Source organism: Flavobacterium sp. N3904, assembly GCF_025947305.1.
GTDB lineage: Bacteria > Bacteroidota > Bacteroidia > Flavobacteriales > Flavobacteriaceae > Flavobacterium.
In genome coordinates, this window is sequence record NZ_CP110009.1 from 1,603,153 (window position 1) to 1,627,888 (window position 24,736).

The 24,736-nt window shown below is 34.3% G+C and carries 15 protein-coding genes; 8 read left to right on the plus strand and 7 right to left on the minus strand.

Annotation, left to right across the window (positions count from 1 at the left end; all coding sequences use genetic code 11):
- Window positions 1-15 precede the first annotated feature (15 nt).
- The 7 genes from OLM57_RS06605 to OLM57_RS06635 form a co-directional block, all read right to left on the minus strand.
- Complete coding sequence (locus OLM57_RS06605) at window positions 16-2,205, minus strand: peptidase domain-containing ABC transporter (protein WP_264566890.1); 2,190 nt, start codon at window positions 2,203-2,205, stop codon at window positions 16-18.
- Complete coding sequence (locus OLM57_RS06610) at window positions 2,201-3,790, minus strand: vitamin K epoxide reductase family protein (RefSeq protein ID WP_264566437.1); 1,590 nt, start codon at window positions 3,788-3,790, stop codon at window positions 2,201-2,203. Before OLM57_RS06610 ends, OLM57_RS06605 begins: the two co-directional genes overlap by 5 nt.
- A 3-nt stretch (window positions 3,791-3,793) precedes the next feature.
- The gene (locus OLM57_RS06615) at window positions 3,794-5,071 is read right to left on the minus strand and encodes a DUF6734 family protein (RefSeq protein WP_264566438.1); all 1,278 of its coding nucleotides are present in this window, start codon (window positions 5,069-5,071) and stop codon (window positions 3,794-3,796) included.
- A gap of 46 nt (window positions 5,072-5,117) precedes the next feature.
- Entirely contained in the window at window positions 5,118-5,354 is a 237-nt protein-coding gene (locus OLM57_RS06620) for a hypothetical protein (RefSeq protein ID WP_264566439.1), read from the minus strand.
- 490 nt (window positions 5,355-5,844) lie between these two features.
- Complete coding sequence (locus tag OLM57_RS06625; RefSeq protein ID WP_264566440.1) at window positions 5,845-6,942, minus strand: SusE domain-containing protein; 1,098 nt, start codon at window positions 6,940-6,942, stop codon at window positions 5,845-5,847.
- Between the two features lie 24 nt (window positions 6,943-6,966).
- Window positions 6,967-8,571 carry a RagB/SusD family nutrient uptake outer membrane protein gene (locus tag OLM57_RS06630; protein WP_264566441.1) on the minus strand — a complete coding sequence of 535 codons (1,605 nt, stop codon included), beginning with the start codon at window positions 8,569-8,571 and terminating at the stop codon, window positions 6,967-6,969.
- 17 nt (window positions 8,572-8,588) lie between these two features.
- Entirely contained in the window at window positions 8,589-11,546 is a 2,958-nt protein-coding gene (locus OLM57_RS06635; protein ID WP_264566442.1) for a SusC/RagA family TonB-linked outer membrane protein, read from the minus strand.
- A 240-nt stretch (window positions 11,547-11,786) separates the two neighbouring features.
- Between OLM57_RS06635 and OLM57_RS06640 the strand changes: the two genes are divergently transcribed.
- The 8 genes from OLM57_RS06640 to OLM57_RS06675 all read left to right on the plus strand — a co-directional run bounded on the left by OLM57_RS06640 (window position 11,787) and on the right by OLM57_RS06675 (window position 24,703).
- A complete protein-coding gene (locus OLM57_RS06640) occupies window positions 11,787-12,809 on the plus strand; it encodes a LacI family DNA-binding transcriptional regulator (RefSeq protein WP_264566443.1) in 1,023 nt (340 codons plus the stop codon).
- 629 nt (window positions 12,810-13,438) lie between these two features.
- Window positions 13,439-14,773, plus strand: coding sequence for an MFS transporter (locus OLM57_RS06645; protein ID WP_264566444.1), 1,335 nt, complete (start codon window positions 13,439-13,441; stop codon window positions 14,771-14,773).
- Between the two features lie 16 nt (window positions 14,774-14,789).
- The gene (pgmB, locus tag OLM57_RS06650) at window positions 14,790-15,449 is read left to right on the plus strand and encodes a beta-phosphoglucomutase (RefSeq protein WP_264566445.1); all 660 of its coding nucleotides are present in this window, start codon (window positions 14,790-14,792) and stop codon (window positions 15,447-15,449) included.
- Window positions 15,450-15,548: 99 nt separating this feature from the next.
- Window positions 15,549-17,843, plus strand: a complete 2,295-nt coding sequence (locus OLM57_RS06655; protein WP_264566446.1) for a glycoside hydrolase family 65 protein — start codon at window positions 15,549-15,551, stop codon at window positions 17,841-17,843.
- Window positions 17,844-17,909: 66 nt separating this feature from the next.
- Window positions 17,910-19,748, plus strand: coding sequence for a glycoside hydrolase family 13 protein (locus OLM57_RS06660; RefSeq protein ID WP_264566447.1), 1,839 nt, complete (start codon window positions 17,910-17,912; stop codon window positions 19,746-19,748).
- Window positions 19,749-19,876: 128 nt separating this feature from the next.
- Window positions 19,877-22,273 carry a TIM-barrel domain-containing protein gene (locus OLM57_RS06665; protein WP_264566448.1) on the plus strand — a complete coding sequence of 799 codons (2,397 nt, stop codon included), beginning with the start codon at window positions 19,877-19,879 and terminating at the stop codon, window positions 22,271-22,273.
- Window positions 22,274-22,275: 2 nt separating this feature from the next.
- Window positions 22,276-23,946 carry an alpha-amylase family glycosyl hydrolase gene (locus tag OLM57_RS06670; protein WP_264566449.1) on the plus strand — a complete coding sequence of 557 codons (1,671 nt, stop codon included), beginning with the start codon at window positions 22,276-22,278 and terminating at the stop codon, window positions 23,944-23,946.
- 70 nt (window positions 23,947-24,016) lie between these two features.
- A complete protein-coding gene (locus OLM57_RS06675; RefSeq protein ID WP_264566450.1) occupies window positions 24,017-24,703 on the plus strand; it encodes a glycerophosphodiester phosphodiesterase in 687 nt (228 codons plus the stop codon).
- Window positions 24,704-24,736: the final 33 nt, after the last annotated feature.

A 24,736-nucleotide genomic window follows, 5' to 3' on the forward strand; every position in this document is an offset into this window, starting at 1 on the left:
CTATTCTTAAAATGATTAATTTCCTAATTCTAATTGATTTTTCACTAACTCAAAGTAATTTCCTTTTAGGAGAATTAAATCTTTGTGTGTTCCTATTTCAACTATTTTTCCTTTTTCCAAAACGACTATTTGATCTGCATTTTTTACGGTTGAAAGGCGATGGGCAATAATTACTGCGGTTTTTCCTTTGAGAAATTGATTTAGATTCTCCATGATTACCTTTTCATTGTTGGCATCAAGAGAAGAAGTGGCTTCGTCAAAAAATAAATAATCAGGATTCTTATAAACTGCTCTAGCGATTAAAAGGCGTTGTTTTTGTCCACCAGAAATTCCTGTTCCTTCATTTCCAATTTTAGTATTGTAGGAGAGAGGCAAGCTTTCTATAAATTCCTTAATATTGGCAGTTTCGATAGCATGTAAAAGTTTGTTCTTATCTACATAATCATCTCCTACTGCAATATTATTGGCAATAGTGTCATTGAAAATGAATCCTTCTTGCATTACTACACCACAATTTGATCTCCAGGCACTAGGCGAAATGTTGTCAAATTTGATGTTTCCAAGACTGATTTCTCCATTATTTGGTTGATAAAACTTCATCATAAGTTTTAGTAGTGTTGTTTTTCCGCTGCCGCTTGTGCCTACAATGGCGGTTGTTTTTTGTTTTGGAATATGTAAATTCAAATTTTCTAAAACATAATTAGGATTTCCTGTATATCGAAAAGACAAATTTTTTATAGTAATGTCAGAATGTTCTAAATCGTAAATTTTCGGATTTAGTACATCCTCTTCATCTTCTTTATCGTGAATTTCTCCTAGCCTTTCGAGACTGATTTTTGCATCTTGAAGAGAACGTACAAAATCTACCATCTGCATTAGTGGGCTGTTTAATTGGCCTATAATATATTGTACCGAAAGCATCATACCTAGTGACAGTTCTCCCTTTACAACTAATGTTGCAGAGAAAAAAGTAATTAATAAATCTTTAAGATGATTGATGAAATTAGAACCCACCGATTGCCATTGCTCCAATGTAAGAGATTGCATACTGACCTTGAAAAGACGAATCTGTACAAACTCCCACCCCCAACGTTTTTGCTTTTCGGCATTGTGCATTTTTATTTCCTGCATTCCATTGATTAGCTCCATGACCTTAGATTGTTCACTCGCCACTTGTGAGAAACGCTTGTAATCTAATTCTTTTCGTTTTTTTAGGAAAAACAATATCCATCCCAGATAAACGACACTTCCGATAAGGAAAACCAGGAATAGCTGAATGTTGTAAAAGGCTAGTACAAAACTAAATACTACTAAATTAACTAGTGAAAACATTACATTGAGAGAACTCCCTGTAAGTAATTGTTCGATTCTATGATTGTCGCCAATACGCTGCATGATATCACCTGTCATACGACTGTCGAAATAACTGATCGGTAGTTTCATTAATTTTATAAAAAAATCCGAAACTAGGGAAATATGAATACGGGTGCTTAAATGCAACATTATCCAAGATCGCAGTATCTCGATTGAAGTTTGTCCTGCAAAAAGCATTAATTGTGCCAAAAGCATCAAATAAATAAAATTTAAATCTTGAGTTTGAATTCCAATATCTACAATGCTTTGCGTCAGGAACGGAAACAGTAATGAGAATAAACTCGCAGCCGATAAACCCACGATAAGCTGAATAACAAGTCCTTTGTAACGGAACAAGTACTTAGTTAAGTAACCAAAACTTCGTTTAGAGTTTTCGGTATCCCATTCGTTTTTATGAAACTCTGGCGTTGGCTCCAGCAAAAGAGCAATGCCTTCTTCTGTTTTTTCATGGGCATTTTTGCCAATCCAAAATTTAATAAAATCCTCTATGGAATAAGTTATTAAACCATGACTGGGATCTGATATGTAAATGGTATTGTTCTTAATTTTATAAACGACCACAAAATGTTGGTTATTCCAATGTACAATACAAGGGAGTGGAGATTCATTTTGTAAGGTTTCGAAGCTTATTTTTATACCAAGAGTTCGAAACCCCAGAGCTTCTGCAGCATCACTCAAACCTAATAAACTACTGCCCTCACGAGTAGTTTCAGAAAGATTTCGGATTTGTTGTAATTCAATAATTTTTCCGTAATATTTAGCTATAATGCGTAAGCAAGTTGGGCCACAATCTTTGGAATCAGGTTGTTTGTAGAAAGGGAAATTTTTAATTTTCAATGTACGTGAGTTTTTCTTCAATTAATTCATCGATGAAATAATTGAGGTCATTAATTTGGTATTCTTTGGGCATAATATGGCCGTTAAAAATAGTAGCAGGCGTATAATGGATATCATTTTCCAAACACCAGTTGTACTGCTTTTGAATGATTTTACAGGAATCTTCTAAATGATTGTTCTCCCATTTGCATTTCCATTTTTCAATATCCATTCTTTCTATATGCCAGTCATTTAATGAGGCTATAGCTTTATCTACTTCACCAGCGCAATAATAATTGAATGCTTGTTTATAAATTAAATTACTTGGATTTTCGGTGTTCTCAATGTTGATGTTAAAAATGAGTTGGATTTTTATTTGATTTGGATTTCTTTTTACCAATTGGCTAGCCTTTTCATATGCGGTATGACAATGGCCACAGGAAGCGCTTAATACCAAAAACATAGTAATTGAAGATTCTATGTTACCTATCACAATCGTTTTTAGGTTATTTAAATGAAGTTCATCTATTTTTTGATTATTTTTTAATAAGGTGCTAAATACAGTATAGTTACGTTTTAGTTTATAATATTCCAACTCAACACCCTCACTTTTAGTGATCTTTAGAATTTTATTTTTTAATTGAGAACCCAAATAATAAAATAGCGCAACTATAAAGAGCCCTGATAAGAATGAAATGCCAGTTGCATAATTGAATTTAAGTGAGAAATTGAATGAAATTACCAGTAGCTGTAGCAGAAGTACTGCATCGATACCCAGACAGAGGAGACACCATTTTTTGACAATAAATCCCTGATAATATATCGAGTAGAAAATAACCGGAATTGAGAAAATTCCAATTATTGAATAGAGAACACTATTTTGAGCAAAAGAAGTAAGAACAAAAAATAATGTTAGCGAACTAAAATAGAGTATTGATATATCACTTAAACTAATGTTCTTTAAAACTTTGGCTCCTTTAGACGACATCACATCTTTGCAACTTGTCTTTTCTGTAACATTGCATATTTTCGAAATCGAATCATTGTGCAAGCCCATCTCTTCACGCACCAAAAAGATACTAATAACAATACCTACTACTAACAATAAGTAATAAAATGTTGCTTCAACCAAGTTGTCATTGTTTTCTAAAAAAAGTAGCGCTAATGAAAGGACAATAATACCTCCCAGTAGGAGAAAGTGCTTTTTGTTTGAAGAAAAAAAATGCTTTTCTTTCATTGGATTTTCGTCAATGGCTACAATTATACCTGTCCAAATTTTTAAATAGTCATCATTTGAAACTGTTTTTGTGAAGCCATTAGAAAATTGTATAGTTATTTTATTTATATTTTTTTCAGTATAAACAATTTCCTTTCCAGTATCTGAATCAACTACTGAAAGAAAAGAACTAGGAAGGTTTTCAAACTCTTCTTTTTCAACTTTTGCGGCTACATTTTCAATTCCTAGAAATTCAAAGGTGTCTGTTATAGCATACAAACTAGGGAAGTTAGGATGAGATTCTAATCGAATAAGAATCTCATCTTCAAAATTCAAATAATAATTCTTTCTTAAATATTTTTTGAGGTATGTGTAATTATTCATTTTTTAATTGAAATTTACAGGTAATAAAATTTGGTGATACATACATCTATCCATTACAAAAGAGAATATTTTTTCTTTTAATTCTTCTGGAGTAATATTTTTCATAAAATCTTCGTCGTCAATTATTTCCAAAGCTATAGTGTTAATGCTGATTGGGTTTTCAAAATAATATAGAAGAAAATCCCAATCTTCCATTTTTAACTTATCTTCGATCTTCTTTTGTGGAGAGAAATAATAGATTTGTATTTCTTCTTCAGTAATTTCATTGAATCGTGTGCTTTCGGATAATTTAAATTCGGTATCCAAAATAATTTCCCAAGAAGTGTTCTCCAGCCAAGCATATATTTTAGATAGGAATTCAAAACGAATTTCATCATCTACAATATCATTCACGGGACATAGATTGTGTTTTACTAAATTCTTATTTAGTTTGCCATATTCTTCCGGGAATTCATATCGCAATCTGTATTTTAGTTGTTCACATATTTCTAGAGACTTTTTGGCATAGCCAACAGTATGAATATAGGTCTCTTTTATAGGTACCATATGGAATTTCATAACATTTGTAAAAGCTTCATTCACTTCAGATTTTAAAAATGTTATATCTAAATTTTTTTGAGTTGCCAATTCAAACCCTAACATTTGTTCGTACACCATATTAAAGACTCCAACATCAATCAAATGCAGTTTGTCTAAGTTTGCATCAATAATTTCAAATACTTTACTTTTTAATTCTTTGAAAAAATCTAAACTAGTACCGCCAATTATACCTGCGTTATAAGCATACACATTGTTAGTTTTTGAGTAAATGGTAAATAATTCTTCAGTGATATTTTTAAATTCACTAAGTACTATTTCCAATACTTCATTATATTTTGGGAAATTAAGTTCTATGTTTTGGGCAAATAAATCAGTTTTTAATAAATCAACCGGAAGTTTATCCCACAAAAAAACATCGGTATCCGCATGTATAAATGGTTTTTCTTGGAGAGAATAGGTTAGCACTTTACCCAATGCCCATAACTCGGATGGATAATCCTGTAATTCATTAAGTTCCAAATTGACTTTAGAATAGGGGATTTCTAACTTATCGATAAGCAATTCTTTGCCAAGATTATCAGTATAAAGCCTAACTTCGCCATAATTTTGTTTAAATTTTAAACAACTCAGCAGACAAGAGTAAAAAAAGAAGTTGGCGTTTAGCCAACCTCCCTTAAATCTTGCATTCAAATCGTCATTTTCTTTAAAAAAAGGCTTAGACCAAAAACTTTGAATTATCATAATTTTTTTTAAAAGGAAAGGGGTTTTATACAAAACCTCGTTCTAATTAATTATATGTAACACAATATAAATCAGGTTTTGGCTTATACACATATACTTTGCCTGGCATTGGTAGTGTACAACTTGTTGAAACTTGTGTACCTTGATTTTGTATTCCACCACAAACAATAAAAGAACATGGGGAACCAGGAAGGTATGATCCAGAATAACCTCCAGAAATAGTTTTTGCTTCTTCTTTAGAAAGGATAGCACCTTTTACTTTACTTAAAAAATCTTTTTTCATTTTAATAAATTTTAAATTTTAGTTGCCTACTCATCAGCTTTTCGGCTTCCGCTGTTTTATTTTAAAATCATATTTTAAAGACATTAATCGCGGGTTCGGTCTTTGGTTGCGCAACCGTATCTAAAATTCATATCATTCGTATTTGCAACTAGGAACAATGGAGAATATTAAATCTAAATAATCGACTGTTAATCGTATTAAAAATATCAGTTATTAAATATATAAAATATATCTTATGTTTTAACGCATGGTATTTATTAAACAATACTACAACGATGTAGTGTTGATAAAAAAAGGACTACAAATAAAATTTGTTTTTTATTATAAATCATTGATATGTAATTGATTATAATTGCTAACAGTAAAAATATGATAATTTTTAGGGCACTCTTATTGTTGCCTCCAATAAATCTGCTTTTATTCTTTATTATGGGAATAAAAAAAAGGGCTGTCAGTTAAGACAGCCCTTTTCATCATTATAATTCTTATGTTATTTTTGATTAGGAATCATAGAATAACTACCGTCTAAGTCATTGAAAAACACAATGAATTTTGATTTTCCTGTTACTGGAATATCGCCACCACCTGTTCCTATTGCAGAAAATGCAGTTGAACCACCCCAATTGTCAGCCCATGCGCCATTGGCTCTGAACTTGGCAGCACCTTTAGCCAAATCAAGTGTTATGGACCAAATATGAGATTTTGGATAGAAACCAGATTGTGCCATAACCTGATCTATATCCCAACTTCCTGTCGCAGTACCAACCATACCTATTGATGTAAACTCTTTGGCAGCTGACGCATCATAAGCTACTAACGTATAAGTCAAAGCTGTTGTGTCAAACGTAAATTTATAAAATCCTTCTGTAGGTATTGTAAATTCACCAGCATTGTCTTGTATTTGGATTGCTGTATCACTCGCTTTACCTAATTGAGAAGCCCAGCTACCTTTTTCTGAAATTAATTTGAAGTTACCAGCAAGGAAATAACCTGTAAAAGAGTAGATGTTTGCATTAGTACCGTCTCTAAACATTGGTTGGTGATCAGTGTTTGCATTGTTATCCCATCCGCCTTGTACAGCTGCTCCAATTAGGTACCAATCTGTATAGGCATAAGGAAGTAAACCTGTATAAGAAGTAACTACAATTGTAATTGGTTCTGAAACCATTGTAGTAGAAACACCTGTAGTTGCAACAACGCGAACTTCAAATTCAGTAGGTACTAATGGTGTTGCGCCTAACTTAGTTACAGCATTATTCATGTCTTCCACAGAAACTGCCAATTGAAGAGTAGGAGATGTAGCTCCACCTAAAGATTGTGGTGTTTTAAATTCATTTCCTTTTATGTCAATTATTACAGAATAAGCCACTTCAACAGATTGTCCAAAGTCAGCAGCAGTCCAGGTAAAACGTTCCGCCATCTGGTCTTTATTTACTTCTAGTAAGTTATAAGTGGCACCGCTTAATGGAGCAGTCAAAACTGGTGCAGTTTCTGGTGAAACTACAGGACGATCTTGTACATCATCAGGAGTACAGGAGAACGCTAAAACAGCGAACAAAGCAATTATTGATTTAGTTATATTTTTCATTTTATTTAGTTTTATGATTGATTATTAGTACCCAGGGTTTTGTTTATAGGTTGTGTTATTTGCTAATGTTTGAGCAGGGATAGGATATAAATCTCTATAGGATTGAGTAGGTGAACCAGAATATACGCCACCTTTCCATGGCCATAAATAAGAACCACCAGTAAATTTACCAAATCGAATTAAATCCGTTCTTCTATGACCTTCAAGATATAGCTCTCTTCCTCTCTCGTCCAAAAGGAACGGTAAAGTAAGTTCACCAGCCGAAATAGTCCCTGCATTTGCTCTAGTTCTAATGGCATTTACATAGCTAAGCGCATCAACAGCATTTGTTCCTGCTGCTCCCCTAAGTTGACATTCTGCATACATTAGTAATACATCTGCATAACGAAATATTGGGAAGTCTGTATCAACAAAATTACCCGATGCATCTGAACCCCATGAACCATCAACTTTTACGTTTCTGAATTTTTGAAAAGCATATCCAGAATAAAAACTGGATACATCAGTATTTTCTAAGGTATGACCTGTAGTGTAAAAATTCCCTCTTACATCGGTAGTGCTACCGTCAAACAAACTTACAAAAGCAGAGGTAGCTCTATAGCCTCCCCATCCGCCTCCAATACCAAACTCTGAAGCAGGCATTTTACTGTCTCCGTCAATTCCGGCATGTACCAAGAAAGTTGTTCCACCATATCCAGTTGTTTTTATACCATCATAAGCTGCTGTTAATATAGTTTCATTTTGCGCTCCATTTACATCATTGTCTGCTAGAAATAAATATTTATAATTATTTACCAATGAAAATTTACCAGAAGTAATAATTTTATTGATATAAGCAGCAGCACCATCATAGTTTGCTGTTCCAGTATATACTTTGGCATTCATGTAAAGTTTTGCATGCAGCATCCAGGCACAGGCTTTGTCTGCACGAAAAGCTTCATTGGTTTTAGGGTCTTTCAATTCTGCTTCAATTGCGGTCAATTCAGTATCTACAAAAGTGTACAATTCTTGTCTTGATGCATAAGGAGGATAATTAAAACTATCTGGTGACTCTTCGGTAAGTATAGACCCAGCACCAAAGGTATCCAACAAATGCCAGTAAGTAATAGCTCTCAACAAACGAGCTTCAGCTCTATATGTTTTTATTTCGGCTAATAAAGCAGCATCTAGACCTTTACCCGCCAATTTTGCATCAGTTGTTTGTTTCAGAAACTCAGTACAATTTACTGCCTGATAGGCAAAACGAGAATACATAGCATTCAGGAATTTATCTGAAGCCGTCCATGTTTGATAATGAAAATCTTTAATCGTGGCATCGTTCCATCCTAAAATGGTAACATCCGTTGATAGTTCTTGCAATAAGAAGTAACCTCTTATATATTGGCTTTCACCTTCGTTAATACCCAAAATATCTGGAGCTCCTCCATTATTTCCAACTTGACCTGTCGTAGAAAAACCAGCATATAATTTTGACAATACTTGTTTATAGGAAGCTGGATTACTAAAAACTTGATCGGCCGGAAGTTGAGACCCGTTATCTGGAGATTGGTCTAATTCTCCTGTACATGATGAAAACAAGCCCATCATCATCAAAGAAATACCCAATAATTTTATTTGTATCTTTTTCATTTTCTTGTTATTTTGTATTAGAAGTTAACGTTTAAACCTAACGTAAAAGTGATTGGTCTAGGATAGATATTGTTGTCAATTCCAACAGAGTTACCTGGATTAACTACCTCAGGATCCAAACCTGTATATTCAGTAACTACAAATACATTCTGAACTGCACCAGTCAATTGTATTATTGCACCCTTATCATCTTTTTGATCAAAAGTATATCCTAAACTTACGTTATCCATTCTGAAAAAATCGGCTTTTTGTACATAATAATCGGAAAGATATTGTCTGTCTGAAGTTTGTAAAAAACCTGTTTCAAGTAAATTATTCATACCATTATTAATGTAACTAGGACTAATCAATACGGTTTTTACTGTGCCAGCATTAGAATCTACGTTGTTATAATTAAAGTTACCCCATGAACCTCTAAAATTCATTGCAAGAAGCCAGTTTTTATAGGATACGCTAGTATTAACTCCATAAAAAGCATCTGCTGCTGGTTTATGATAACGGTATTTGTCTAAATCATCAATTTTACCATCTTGATTTCTGTCAATTACCACACCATCTAATGGTTTTCCGTCTGCACCATACGCTTGTTCGTATACAAAAAATGCATTTGGAGCATATCCAACTTGGTGGTTTTGAATAGTGTTACCAGTTCCTCCAGAAATTCCACCTACAGCTATTCCAGGTGTATTAGCTGAATCTGTTGTCAAAGCTGTAATTTCAGAGTTTTGAAATGTAATATTACCTCCAAGATTCCAATTCCAGTCATCATTTTTTATAATGTCTGCAGACAAGGCTACCTCGATACCTTTATTTGTCATCGCTCCTACATTGTAGTCTCCGTAGTTCGAAAAACCAAAGAATGATGGGTTTTGGGTGTTTAACAATAAATCCTTTGTGTCTTTTTGATATACATCGACACTTCCGGTAAATCTGTTTTGGAAAAAACCAAAATCAATACCAGCATTCCAAGACGTAGTTTCTTCCCATTTTAAATCTGAATTGTAGGCTTGAGGTCTCAAAGTGCTGTAATATGCTCCTCCTAAAGGATATTGTGAAGCTGTGTCAGAGGATTGGTACAAAGGAAGTGAAGGGTAATATTTTCCTGGTAAATCTTGTTGTCCAGTGATACCCCAACTCAATCTTAATTTTAGTGTAGATACGCTCTCAACATCTTTTAAGAACCCTTCTTCATTAACTTTCCAACCCAATGCTACAGCAGGGAATCCGGACCAACGATTATCTGGAGTAAAACGTGAAGTTCCATCTAGTCTATAGGATGCTGTCACTAAATATTTATTGGCAAAAGTAAAATTACCTCTGGCAAAGAAAGATTGTAGATTTACAGTATTTGGATTTTCAAGATCATAGGTATATTTATTTTGCTCATAATTGTAAGCGAATCCTGAATTTGTATTTCTAAAATTTTGATAAGAGTAACCCGCTGTTACATCATATACTCCATCAACTGCTCCAATAGTACTGTTGTAATTGGCATACAAATCCATCAATTTATTGTAACTGTTTTGGGTGTGTTCATATGTATTACCATAACCAGTACCTGTTTGCCCGTTTAAAAAATCTAGACTATTATCGCCATAACCTACACCGTCGTTATTGTCAATACCAAAATTTGCAGTTGCTTTTAAGCCAGGGATAAAGTTTGGTTTATAATCAATTTGTGCATTTCCTATACTTCTAAATGAAGTTCCATAGTTATTATTTTGTTGTATAAGAGATACAGGGTTTCTTAAAGTTAAAATTTGGTAAGTACCGTTTGCATTATACCATTGGGAATAAGTGCCATCATCATTTTTTACAGGACGAGTAGGGTCGTAACCTACAGCAGCTCCAATTGCTCCACGATTACTATAATTGTTTACCAAAGAAGCTGTATTATTGTTGATTTCAACTCTTAATTGTTTATCGAAAAAGTTTCCAACTAATCCAGCTTGAAAAGTAGTTCTTTGCAAATTATCTCTAAGCAATATCCCTTGTAAGTTAGCATATCCTACAGACGCTCTATAAGTCACATTGTCAACACCACCTCCTACTGCAATATTGTTGTCTGTTCCAAAAGCAGTTCTGTAAATCTGATCTTGCCAGTCGGTGCTGCTGGTACCAACCAATGCTTTTTGGGCTGGTGTACCATATTGATCTACCACACTTTTAAACTCATCTGTTGATAAAACATCAACTTTGTTAGAGATTTGAGATACTTGGAAAACACCGTTATAACTTACCTTAATATCTCCCGTTTTTCCTTTTTTGGTTGTAATAATCACAACCCCATTAGAAGCACGAGATCCATAAATAGCAGTTGCAGAGGCATCTTTTAATACTGAGATTGACTCGATATTATTTTGATTGATGGTTGACAAAGGGTTTCTGCCACCTTGAACACCACCTGCCTGAGTAGGAACTCCGTCAATTACATAAAGAGGATCATTACTGGCCGTTAAGGAAGACCCTCCTCTAATTCTAATAACTGCACTCTCACCTGGAGAACCTCCTCCATTAATAACTTGCATACCAGCAACTCTACCGGTAATCATAGCATCTGCAGAAACTACTGGTCCTTTGTTAAAGTCTTTTGTGCCTAAAACCGAAATAGTACCAGTAGCATCTTTTTTCTTAACAGTACCATACCCCACTTGAACTACTACCTCTTTTAATTGGTTGGAGTCTTCTTGAAGTTTGATTGTTAAAGAGGTTTGCGATCCAACTGCAATTGTTCTGGTTGCATAACCCATGTAAGATATACTAAGTACATCTGTTGGTTTTACATTCGACAATTGAAATTTACCATCAAAACCTGTTGAAGCTCCCGTAGAACTTCCTTCTATTTTTACATTTACTCCCGGAATAGGCTGCCCTGATACATTATCAACAACCGTTCCTTCTACTTTATTCTGTGCCATTGCACAAAACGGAAGCAGTAGTACTAAAAATAACAACTTTCTATAAATTGTTTTCATACTTTTTGTTTAAATTAATTGTTTTTTGGTTAAGTTTTGTTTAAGTTTTCTTTACTTCGAATTTCAAAATTAAGAATTTATTAACACCCCCGACATGACATCAGTCAAACAGGGTTACGAAAACGTGATAGTGTTGAAAACTTTGCTTTTTATATTTTTTTTTATGCGAATAATTACAATAAATAAAAAATTATGTTACCTTTATTAAGAATTGAATAGTACAACTTTAGGAATGCCATTATGAAGAAAAAAATTACCCTGAAACAGATTGCAAAAGAATTAGATGTCTCTATATCGACAGTTTCCAAATCACTCCGTAACAGCCCGGAAATAGGAGAAGAGACCAGATTAAAAGTTCAAGCGTTTGCCAAATTTTACCATTACAAACCCAACAATATTGCACTAAGCCTTAAAAACAGAAAAACCAAAACGATAGGCATCATTATCCCTGAAATAGTACATCATTTTTTCTCAACAGTCATAAACGGAATTGAACAAATCGCCAACGAAAATGGTTATAGTGTAGTTATCTGTTTATCGGATGATTCTTTTGATAAAGAAGTTTTAAATATGGAGCTTTTGGCCAATGGAAGTATCGACGGATTTATAATGTCTTTGTCTAAAGAAACACAGTTTAAAGGAGATTTTCATCATATTACCGAAGTGATAAATCAAGGAATGCCAGTGGTTATGTTTGATAGAATAACTAATGAAGTACTTTGCGATAAAGTGATTATCGACGATAAATTGGCGGCTTATGAAGCGGTCCAGAATTTAATCGACAAAGGGCGCAAGAAAATAGCGCTTGTCACTACGGTAGATTATGTAAGCGTTGGTAAACTGAGAACTGATGGTTATATCAAAGCTTTACTCGATAATGGATTGACATTTGATGAAAACTTAATTATAAAGATTGAAAATATCGATACCTGTGAAATCATAATTGGAAAGTTACTGGAAGATAAAGCGATAGACGCAGTTTTGGCTGTAAACGAAATTTTCGCAGTAACCTGTATTAAAACGGCAAATAAAATTGATTTAAACGTTCCAAAAGATTTAGCCGTAATTGCGTTTACCGATGGTATGATTTCAAAATATTCTACGCCAACCATTACTACAGTTAGCCAGAGTGGAGTAAAAATGGGAAATAGAGCGGCAAAAATTCTGATAGACAGATTAGAATCTGAAGAGGAAGATGGTGAAGAAAATTATAGTACCGAGGTGATTGAAACTTATCTTGTAGAACGAGAATCTACAGATTAATATATTTATTGATTTATAAAATTTTAAACTGGGTAGCTATAAACTATCCAGTTTTTTCATTTGAAACACATTTATAGATTAGTAGTAAAATGTAAATAAATAGCCTTATTTTATTCATAACTACAACCTTGTAGTTAAAAAAGTTGCTCATATTTTGATTTTTTTGTAAAAAAATTAAAAATTAAATTATACATTTACTCCTCGTTTACAACTTTTCTTTTACTTCGAAAACAAGATGAGTTTTTTTAAAACGATATTTTTTAAAACAGTTTATTGAAAAGTATATGGATGAAAATTCATATAACTAAAAAAATCATAATTTTTACGTTTGCTATATTAATGAATTTTGGAAAAATAATTTCATTTGATATTAATTTTAAACGATTCAATAAATTTAATCAAATTTGAATTTTATCGAAACAATTAAAAAAAATACCAGCTACGCTTTTGTCTGTCGGGTATTGGATTATAAAAAATTGTTTTTGCTTTTTAAAGTCTATTATTTTTAAAAGAAGATAGATTTAAAACTAAACTTCATTTTGTTATTTTGTATCAATTTTATTTTTTTAAATCATTAATCATTTGATAAACAGTGTGTTTGTCAAGCATAAATGCATAAATTTATTATAATGGAAAAACCGAAATTAAGCTTTTGGCAAATTTGGAATTTAAGTTTTGGATTCCTCGGAGTTCAAATTGGCTATTCTTTGCAAAATGGGAATACAAGTAGAATATTAGAAGCTTTAGGAGCAGATGTTCATAGCATTGGTTATTTTTGGTTAGCAGCACCGCTGGCAGGTTTGGTTGTTCAACCCATTATTGGTCTTTCAAGTGACAAAACTTGGACAAAATTAGGAAGACGCATCCCATTTATATTTTTTGGAGCAATTGTATCGGCATTGGCAATGTTTTTTATGCCAAATGCAGAATATTTTACCTTTTTATTGCCGCCATTATTGTTTGGAGCTGTTATGTTGTTGTTAATGGATACTTCCTTTAATGTAACAATGCAACCATTTAGAGCTCTTGTAGGAGACATGGTCAATGATGAACAACGCAATTTAGGATATTCATTGCAAAGTGCACTTATCAATTTTGGAGCAGTATTTGGTTCTTTATTGCCTTGGATTCTTGTGAAAATCGGAATGTCCAATGTTCCTGCAGCAGGCGAAAAAGTAGCAGAATCGGTTATTTGGTCTTTTTATATAGGAGGGGCAATATTATTGGGAACTGTGCTTTGGACAGTTTTTAGAACCAAAGAATACGCACCAAAAGAGCATGCTGAATACAATAAAATTGACCTTGACAGTTCTGAGAAAAAAGAAAAAACAAGTATTTTTAAATTAATCGGGAATGCACCTACAATCTTTTGGCAATTGGGAATCGTTCAGTTTTTCTCATGGTTTGCTTTGTTTTTGATGTGGGTTTATACCACAAGAGCTATTGCCAATCAAGTTTGGGGGCATGGAGTTGCTCTGGATGCAAAATCAATTGGATTTAACGAAGCAGGCGATTGGACTGGAGTAATGTTTGCGTTTTATAGTGGAGTGGCTGCAGTCTTCTCTTTATTGATCCCATCGATTGCAAAAGCAATTGGAAGAAAAAAAACATACAGTTTTTCACTCGTTTTAGGAGGATTAGGATTGATTTCTATGTTTATGGTTGAAGATAAAAACCTTTTATTACTGTCTATTTCCGGAGTAGGATTGGCATGGGCTGCTATTTTAGCAATGCCATATGCAATGTTATCTGGTTCATTGCCAGCAGACAAAATGGGAGTATATATGGGTCTTTTTAATGCAACAATAACAATACCTCAAATTGCAGCGGGTATATTAGGTAGCACATTAATTGCACTTTTTGGAGGTAATCCAATGGCAATTATCGTGATAGCCGGTGTATCAATGCTAATAGCTGGTACAGCCGTGTTTTTTGTAAAGGAAAAAACAGCTTCGATAAAATAATAACAGTAGAATTATAATGAAAAAGAGTAAAGGATTTATATTTGATTTGGACGGTGTAATTGTAGATACCGCCAAATATCATTTCTTGGCATGGAAAAAAATTGCCAATGAATTAGGAATTGATTTTACATTAGAACATAATGAATTATTAAAAGGAGTGAGTCGTGTTCGTTCCTTGGATATAATATTAGAATTGGGAAAAGTTGAGGCTTCACAAGAAGACAAAAACAAATGGCTGATTCAAAAAAACGAGGATTATCTTTCGTATTTGGTTGACATGGATGAAAGTGAAATTCTTCCCGGGGTTATGACTGTTTTGAAATTTTTAAAAGAAAATAATCAACCAATTGCTTTAGGATCGGCTAGCAAAAATGCTAGACCTATTCTGGAGAAAACAGGAACATTGCCTTATTTTGATGCCATAGTTGATGGGAATGATGTTGTCAATGCAAAACCAGATCCCGAAGTTTTTCTTCATGCTGCACGTTTATTGAATGTAGCTAATGAAGATTCAATTGTTTTTGAAGATTCTGTTGCAGGGATTCAAGCCGCAAATATCGCTAATATGGTAAGTGTTGGTATTGGTGAAGAAGCTACACTTAATGAAGCACAATATATTTTTAAAGATTTCACACACATTGACTCAGATTTTTTGGAGTCACTTATTAATAAATAACTATAAAAACAAAAAGATAGGGTTAAAAAGAGGAATGAAGCAAAGAGGTGTTTTATTCTTTTACTTCAAACCTTATACCTTAAATTTTAATAAAAAAAAATGAATCAAGATTATATAAAACCAGATAATTGGTCTATCATCGAAGAAGGATTTGATAGAGAAAGTGTTAAATCTTCCGAAAGTCTTTTCAGCATCGGAAATGGTGCGATGGGACAAAGAGCCAATTTTGAAGAAAACTATACCGGAGAAACTTTCCAGGGAAGCTATATTGCAGGAATTTATTACCCAGACAAAACCAAAGTGGGTTGGTGGAAAAACGGATATCCGGAATATTTTGCCAAAGTATTGAATGCACCAAACTGGATTGGAATCAATATCGAAATTAACGGTGAGGATTTTGATTTAAATACATGTACCGAAGTCAAAAACTTTCGTCGTGAATTGAATATGAAAGAAGGTTGGTACCATCGTTCTTTTCAGGCGACTTTAAAAAACGGTACTGAAGTTGAAGTCGATATTCGTCGTTTTTTATCTCTGGATTTAGATGAAGTTGGGGTGATTAATTATGAAATTACACCTTTAAATAAAGATGCAAAAATCATTTACAAACCTTATATTGATGCTGGTGTAACCAATGAAGATGCAAACTGGGAAGAAAAATTCTGGGAGCCTTTAGACGTTAAAAAATCAGGAAATGAAGCTTTTGTTACGGCTCAAACTTTTAAAACGCACTTTAAGGTAACGACCTTTATGCAAAATACCATTTGGGCAAAAGGCGAAAAACAAAACCTTTCTCCAATATCGGTAGATACAATAGCAGATAAAATTTTATTTTACTATGATGTAATTGTTGCCAAAGGAGAAAAATCAGCCATTCAAAAAATTGGTGGTTACACGGTTTCATTAAATCACGATGACACCATCTCAGCAGCCGAAAATATTATTCAAACTGCTTTGGCAAAAGGATACGACCAATTATTGCAAGATCAAATTGATGCTTGGGCAAAAATTTGGGAAATGTCAGACATCACAATCGATGGAGACGTAAAAGCACAACAAGGAATTCGTTTCAATATTTTTCAATTGAACCAAACCTATTTAGGAAAAGATTCACGTTTGAATATTGGACCAAAAGGATTCACCGGAGAAAAATACGGTGGTTCTACATATTGGGACACTGAGGCCTATTGTATTCCATTTTATATGGCGACCAAAGACCAACAAGTAGCCCGTAACCTTTTGACGTATCGTTTCAACCAATTGGATAAAGCGATTGAAAATGCCGAGAAAAACTTAGGTTTCAAAAACGGAGCGGCTTTATACCCAATGGTTACCATGAATGGGGAAGAATGTCATAATGAATGGGAAATCACACACGAAGAAATCCATAGAAATGGCGCCATTGCTTTTGCCATTTTCAATTATTATCGTTTTACTGGAGATTACTCTTATATCCCTGAAAAAGGATTGGAAGTGTTAATTGGTATTGCCCGTTTTTGGCATCAAAGAGCGTCATTCTCCAAAAACAAAAATCAATACATGATTTTGGGAGTAACTGGACCAAACGAATACGAAAACAACATCAACAATAATTTCTACACCAATTATATTGCCAAATGGTGTATTGATTACACCTACGAGCAAATTCAAAAAGTGTCGTTAGAATATCCTTCAGACCATAAACGTATTATGGAAAAAGTGAAATTATCAGAGACTGAATTGCTTGAATGGAATAAAGTGGCTGGAAATATGTACTTCCCAAAATCAGAAGAAATGGGGATTTACTTGCAACAAGATGGATTTTTGGACAAAGATTTGGTTCCGGTAAAAGATTTAGACCGTTCACAAAGACCAATCAACCAGAAATGGTCTTGGGATCGTGTATTGCGTTCGCCTTACATCAAGCAAGCCGACGTATTGCAATGTTTCTACTTCTTTGAAGACCATTTTTCTAAAGAAGAATTGGAACGCAATTTTGATTTCTACGAATCATTTACGGTTCATGAAAGTTCATTGTCTCCTTGCGTGCACTCGATTCAGGCCGCATTGTTGGACAAAATGGATATGGCGTATGCGTTTTATTTAAGAACATCTCGTTTGGATTTGGATGATTATAATAAAGAAGTGGAAGAAGGTTGTCATATCACATCGATGGCTGGAACCTGGATGAGTATTGTTGAAGGATTTGGTGGAATGAGAGTGAAAGGGGATACCCTGCATTTCTCTCCAAAGATTCCTAAAGAATGGTCGGGTTATTCTTTTAAAATTAATTTCAGAAATCAAATTTTAAAAATTGCGGTTGATCATACGGAAACTAAATTATCGTTGGAAGGAACCAATGAGCTTACCGTTTATGTAAATGGTTTGCCAGTTTTGGTTCAGCCAAAAAACTAGAATTTAAATTTTATAACAAACCCTTTCTTAGTTCTGCTTCGAAAGGGTTTTACAATTATAAACGAAATGAAAAAAGCAATCATCTTATTATTTTTTATCTCCACATCAATTTTTGCACAAATTGATAGAGTTGAACCTCCTTTTTGGTTTGCAGGAATGCACAATCCAGAGTTGCAAATTATGTTTTACGGAAAAAATATTGCCGAAAATGAAGTAACTGTATCTAACGCTATTGTTATAAAAGAAGTCAAAAAAACAGAAAACCCAAATTATCTTTTCGTCACTATTGATACAAAGAACACAACTGCACAAGATCTTGTTTTTTCATTTTCCAAAAATAAAAAGGTCGTATTTACTCAAAAATATGCTCTAAAACAAAGAAGAGAGAATTCTGCCGACCGCAAAAGTTACAACGCTTCAGATTTGATTTATTTAGTGATGTCGGATCGTTTTGCAAATGGTAATCCAAAAAATGACAGCGACAAATCGGTCACTGAAAAAGGAAACCGAGCACTTCCCGGCGGAAGACATGGCGGAGATATTGCTGGTATGATTCAGCATTTGGATTATATCAAAGAATTGGGAGCTACGGCACTTTGGCCAACACCTCTTTGTGAAGACAATGACAAGGCCTATTCGTATCATACGTACGGACAATCGGATGTTTACAAAATTGATCCTCGCTTTGGGACCAACGACGAATATGTGCAACTGTCAGCCGAATTGCACAAACGCGATATGAAATTAATCATGGATTATGTAACCAACCATTGGGGTGCAGAACATTGGATGATGAAGGATTTGCCTACGTACGAATGGATACATCAATTTCCGGGTTATGCTCAAACCAATTACAGAATGACAACGCAGTTTGATCCAAATGCTTCTCAGATTGATGCAAAAATGTGCATGGACGGTTGGTTTGTAAAATCAATGCCGGATTTAAATCAATCCAATCCATTGGTAAATACATATTTGAAACAAAATGCAATCTGGTGGATTGAATATGCCAATTTGGATGGTTTTCGCGTAGACACGTACTCGTATTGCGACAAGAAAGGAATTGCCGAATGGACCAAAGCCATAACCGATGAATATCCTAATTTCAATATCGTTGGAGAAGTCTGGATGCACGACCAAGCCCAAATGGCGTATTGGCAAAAAGACAGCAAAATTGCGGCTATAGAAAATTACAATTCTTATTTGCCGTCTGTTATGGATTTTACCTTAACCGAAACTTTGGCAAAAGTGTTCAATGAAGACGATAACACTTGGAATGCGGGAATGGTAAACGTTTATGAGAATTTTACAAATGACTTTTTATATCCAAATGTGAATAATCTTTTGGTTTTTGTTGAAAATCATGATACCAATCGTTTTAATGAAATCTATAAAAACGATTTCTCAAAATATCAAATGGCGATGGCATTGATTGCAACCGTTCGTGGGACACCACAAATCTATTACGGTTCCGAGATTGGAATGGCTGGAAATAAAGATAAAAATGGTGACGCAGCGATTCGCCAAGATTTTCCTGGCGGTTGGATAGGTGACAAAAACGATGCGTTTACCAATGCGGGAAGAACCGCGGAACAACAAAAATATTTTGATTTTTCGGCTAAATTATTCAATTGGAGAAAAACAAACGATGTGGTGCATTTTGGAAAAATGAAGCATTATATTCCAGATAACAATGTTTATGTGTATTTTAGATATACCGATTCAAAAGCAGTTATGGTGGTAATAAACAACAGCAAAACAACGCAAACTTTTCCAACAAACCGTTTTCAGGAAAGTATTCTGAATCACACTACAGGTCTTGATGTACTTTCGGGTAAAAATATTGATTTGAAAAGCAACATTACCATAGAAGGAAAATCAGTTTTGATTTTGGAATTGAAGTAAAAAATAAAAATTAAACCATTAAGAAATTAAGTTTCATTTAGAATAAAAACCTAACTATTGCGAATGATATAATTAGGAACAAAGCTTAATAAACTTAATGCCTTAATGGTTCAAAAATTAAATTAGCCATGAATAAAATATTTCTATTCCTTTTAATTTCAAGTTCCGCCTTTGCCCAAAACGCAAACAGGAAATTTGAAAGCTATAAAGTAGTCAAAAACACTATCGAAGTAAAAACGTCTGATGGTGCCTATTTTATAAAACCGTATTCGGATAAAATAATTGAAACTACATTTTTGCCAACCGGCGAAGTGTTCAACCCAAATTCACATGCGGTGGTTTTAGTGCCAGGTAAAGAGACTTTCAAAGTCAAACAGACACAAAACTCAATTGTTTGTTCCACCAACGGGATAATGGTTTCGATACAAAAAAGCCCATTTCAAATCACCTATTTTTATAAAAGTAAGGAGTTGGTTTCGGAAAAAAATGGCTATGTTCAAAAACCAAACAATGGAACAAGCGATAAAGAGCAGCCAAAACAAACTTTGGAATTTAATTTGGACCCATCCGAAGCACTTTATGGAGCTGGAGCTCGTGCATTGGGAATGAACCGTCGTGGCAATCGCTTGGAATTGTACAATCAAGCGGATTATGGCTATGAAACACATTCGAAAAAAATGAATTTCTCGATTCCTCTTGTAATGTCTTCAAAAATTTATGCCATTCATTTTGACAATGGGCCGATCGGTTTTTTGGATTTAGACAGTAAAAAAGACAACACTTTGGTTTATGAAACCATTTCCGGCAGAAAAACGTATCAGGTAATTGCCGGCGAAACCTGGACCGATTTGATTTCAAATTATACCGAACTTACAGGAAGACAGCCCTTGATTCCCCGTTGGGCATTGGGTAATTTTTCCAGTCGTTTCGGATACCATTCCCAAGACGAAGTGAATAAGACAATTGATAAATTTATAAAAGAGGAAATCCCTGTAGATGCCATAATTCTTGATTTATACTGGTTTGGAAAAACAATTCAGGGAACAATGGGGAATTTGGATTGGGATAAAGATAATTTTTCGGATCCGAAGAAAATGATCTCCGATTTGAACAGCAAAGGGGTCAAAACAATCTTGATTACAGAACCTTTCATACTCACAACTTCAAGTAAATGGCAGGACGCGGTAGACAAAAAAGTATTGGCAACCGATAAAGCGGGAAACCCATTTAAATATGATTTTTATTTTGGAAATACCGGATTGGTTGATGTTTTTAAACCGGAAGGGAAAACCTGGTTTTGGAATATATACAAAAACTTAATCAACGAAGGAGTTGGCGGTTGGTGGGGAGATTTGGGAGAGCCGGAAGTATTTCCTTCGGCAGCTTTTACCGCACAAGGAACTGCTGATGAAGTGCATAATATTTATGGACACAATTGGGCAAAACTGATTCGTGACGGATATAAAGCAGACTTTCCAAATGTGCGTCCCTTTATTTTAATGCGTGCTGGATATTCGGGTTCTCAAAATTTTGGAATGGTGCCATGGTCTGGCGATGTAAGCAGATCTTGGGGTGGCTTGCAATCACAACCGGAAATTGCCTTGCAGATGGGAATGCAGGGAATGGGCTATATGCACTCCGATTTAGGCGGATTTGCCGGAGATTATTTCGACAATGAATTGTATGTTCGCTGGTTGCAATATGGCGTTTTTCAGCCTATTTATCGTCCACACGCGCAAGAAGAAGTAGCCTCTGAGGCTGTTTATAAAGACATCTTGACTAAAGCCAAAGCCAAAAAACAAATCGAATTGCGTTATCAAATGCTGCCTTACAATTATACTTTGGCATTTGAAAACAACAACAAAGGATTACCTTTGATGCGTCCGTTGTTTTTTGAAGAGCCTGCAAATGAAAAGTTATTGAATTACTGCGATTCGTATTTATGGGGAAATGATTTTCTGGTGACACCAATTACAAAAGCGGGAGTTACAAGTGCATCGATTTATTTTCCTAAAAGCAGCAATTGGTACGATTTTTATACCGGAGAAAAACACCAAGCGGGAGTAACTGAAATTGTTGCGGTTTCGCCCGATAACATTCCTGTTTTTGTGCGTGGTGGTGCTTTCATTCCAATGATAAAAACGATTCAAAACACTACAAAATATTCATTGTCCAATTTTGATCTGCATTTTTACTTTGATGAAAAAGCAATTTCAAGTTCAGGAAAACTTTACAATGATGACGGATTAACACCCAATGATTTTGAAAAAGGGTCTTATGAAATTTTAAATTTCGCTAATATTTCAACACCAAAATCGATACAGATTAAAGTAAATACAGTAGTAGGAAAAGCATTTGCTAGTGCCAACAAGAGTGTTACTTTAATGGTTCATAATGTTACTGCAAAACCAACAAAAGTTACGGTAAACGGCTTGGATGTAGAATTTAAAACAATCAATAATACTCTCGAAATTCCTTTTTTAATTGAAAAAGGAGTTGAAAAAGAAATCAAAATACAATTATAAAAATGAAAAAAGGAATTCTATTATTGCCGTTTGTTTTTCTGTTGATTACGAGTCTTTCTTTTGCACAGGTAAAAAAAGAATCAAATGCATTTTCTAAAGAAAAAATACCCTTTGTATGGGAAGGAGCCAATTTATACTTTTTGATGACCGACCGTTTTTGCAATGCAGATAAAACAAATGATGTCAGTTTCAAAAGAGACAAAGCGACGGGAAAACTTCGCGGTTTTGAAGGGGGTGACATCAAAGGAATTACCCAAAAAATAGAGGAAGGATACTTTACAAAATTAGGAGTCAATGTAATTTGGTTCACGCCTGTTGTAGAACAAATTCACGAAGGTGTTGATGAAGGAACGGGTTTGAGTTATGGATTTCATGGCTATTGGGCAAGAGATTGGACGGCGTTAGATCCAAATTTCGGAACCAAAAAAGACTTGGCTGAATTGGTCAAAAAAGCACATGCCAAAGGAATTCGAATTATGCTTGATGGCGTGATTAATCACACAGGACCAGTTACGCCTATTGACTCGGTTTGGCCAGAAGAATGGGTTCGAACAGGACCAACTTGTACGTACAACACTTTTGAAAATACAACGGCCTGTACATTGGTAGCGAATTTGCCCGATGTTAGAACCGAAAGCACTCAAGAAGTTGCTTTGCCTTCTTTTTTGATTGAAAAATGGAAAGCCGAAGGAAGATACGAAAAAGAAGTGGCTTCATTGGACGCTTTTTTCAAAAGAACGGGCTATCCAAGAACGCCTAAATATTACATTATAAAATGGTTGACGGATTACATCACTGAATTTGGAATTGATGGTTACAGAGCCGATACGGTAAAACATACAGATGAAAAAGTATGGGCTGATTTCAAAACACAATGCGACTATTCTTTTGCAAATTGGAAACATAATAATCCAACAAAAGTTTTGGACAATAATCCCTTTTATACCATCGCTGAAGTGTATAATTACGGAATTAGCAGTGGCCAATTTTTTGATTTTGGAGATAAAAAAATCAATTATTATGAAAATGGCTTTAATGCGATGATTAATTTTGAGTTCAAATGGGATGCACAAAAAGACTACTCATTTATGTTCAAGAAATACTCGGATATTTTAAATAATCAATTGAAAGGCTATAGTGTTTTAAATTATTTGTCGTCACATGACGATGGAGGGCCATTTGATGCGAAAAGAGAAAAGAGTATGGAAACCGGAACAAAATTGTTGCTGACGCCAGGTATTTCTCAGATATATTACGGAGATGAATCGGCTCGTTCACTAGTAGTTGAAGGAACTCAAGGGGATGCAACATTGCGTTCTTTTATGAATTGGGAAGCCATAAAAACTGATGCAAATACCCAAAAAACACTTTTGCATTGGCAAAAATTGGGTCAATTTAGAAAAAACCATCCGGCTGTAGGAGCAGGTGTGAATGTGGAAATTTCATCAAAACCGTATGTTTGTTCCAGAACTTTTACTAAAGGGAAATATACCGATGCGGTTGTTATTGGTTTGGATTTAGCCAAAGGAAAAAAAGAAATTCCACTAGGTTCAACATTCAAAGATGGTGCTAAAATAAGAGATGCATATTCTGGAAAAATGGTAACGGTTACAAAAGGGAAAGTGATTATTGATAGTGAATTTGACATCGTATTGTTAGAAGCAAAAAAATAATTTCAAATATATTCATCAAAACGTCTTCAGAAATGAAGGTGTTTTTTTATGTTTACATTTTACTAATGGTATGGACAAAATTCTCAAAATAGGGCATCGGGGAGCCAAAGGTTACGAACCTGAAAACACTTTAATTTCGTTTGAAAAAGCAATAGAAATGGGCGCAGACGGAATCGAGTTGGATGTGTATTTGAGTTTGGATGGCCATTTGGTCGTTATTCATGACGAAACTATTAATAGAACGACCAATGGCAAAGGAATTGTAAACCAAATGACATTGCAGGAATTAAAAACGTCTCGAATAGAAAACAAATTTGAGATTCCAACATTAAAGGAAGTTTTGGATTTGGTTAATCATAGGTGTTTTATAAATATCGAATTAAAAAATCATGATACTGCTGAAAAAGTAGTTCAATTGATAGAACATTATATTTCTGATAAAAATTGGAATTACACTCATTTCATAGTTTCCAGTTTTGATTGGAACGCACTGCAGCAAGTTCGGTTTTTGAATGATGCTGTTCCAATTGGAGTTTTGACGGAGAACGATTTGGATTTGGCTATTTCTTTTGCACGATTTATAAAGGCAGAAGCAGTGCATCCCGATTTTAAATTATTGACTCCTGAAAATACAGATAGAATTCAAGAAAGAGGCATCAAAGTTTTTCCTTGGACAGTAAATGAAAAAGAAGACATTCAAAAAATGAAATGGCTTAAAGTAAACGGAATTATAACCGATTTCCTGGATCGGATTTAAAACAAACCCTCGAAAGCAATTGTTCTCGAGGGT

Coding starts and splice junctions, on each gene's coding strand:
- OLM57_RS06610 (WP_264566437.1), bottom strand. CDS start 3,790: ATGAATAATTACACATACCTCAAAAAATATTTAAGAAAGAATTATTAT.
- OLM57_RS06615 (WP_264566438.1), bottom strand. CDS start 5,071: ATGATAATTCAAAGTTTTTGGTCTAAGCCTTTTTTTAAAGAAAATGAC.
- OLM57_RS06620 (WP_264566439.1), bottom strand. CDS start 5,354: ATGAAAAAAGATTTTTTAAGTAAAGTAAAAGGTGCTATCCTTTCTAAA.
- OLM57_RS06625 (WP_264566440.1), bottom strand. CDS start 6,942: ATGAAAAATATAACTAAATCAATAATTGCTTTGTTCGCTGTTTTAGCG.
- OLM57_RS06630 (WP_264566441.1), bottom strand. CDS start 8,571: ATGAAAAAGATACAAATAAAATTATTGGGTATTTCTTTGATGATGATG.
- OLM57_RS06635 (WP_264566442.1), bottom strand. CDS start 11,546: ATGAAAACAATTTATAGAAAGTTGTTATTTTTAGTACTACTGCTTCCG.
- OLM57_RS06640 (WP_264566443.1), top strand. CDS start 11,787: ATGAAGAAAAAAATTACCCTGAAACAGATTGCAAAAGAATTAGATGTC.
- OLM57_RS06645 (WP_264566444.1), top strand. CDS start 13,439: ATGGAAAAACCGAAATTAAGCTTTTGGCAAATTTGGAATTTAAGTTTT.
- pgmB (WP_264566445.1), top strand. CDS start 14,790: ATGAAAAAGAGTAAAGGATTTATATTTGATTTGGACGGTGTAATTGTA.
- OLM57_RS06655 (WP_264566446.1), top strand. CDS start 15,549: ATGAATCAAGATTATATAAAACCAGATAATTGGTCTATCATCGAAGAA.
- OLM57_RS06660 (WP_264566447.1), top strand. CDS start 17,910: ATGAAAAAAGCAATCATCTTATTATTTTTTATCTCCACATCAATTTTT.
- OLM57_RS06665 (WP_264566448.1), top strand. CDS start 19,877: ATGAATAAAATATTTCTATTCCTTTTAATTTCAAGTTCCGCCTTTGCC.
- OLM57_RS06670 (WP_264566449.1), top strand. CDS start 22,276: ATGAAAAAAGGAATTCTATTATTGCCGTTTGTTTTTCTGTTGATTACG.
- OLM57_RS06675 (WP_264566450.1), top strand. CDS start 24,017: ATGGACAAAATTCTCAAAATAGGGCATCGGGGAGCCAAAGGTTACGAA.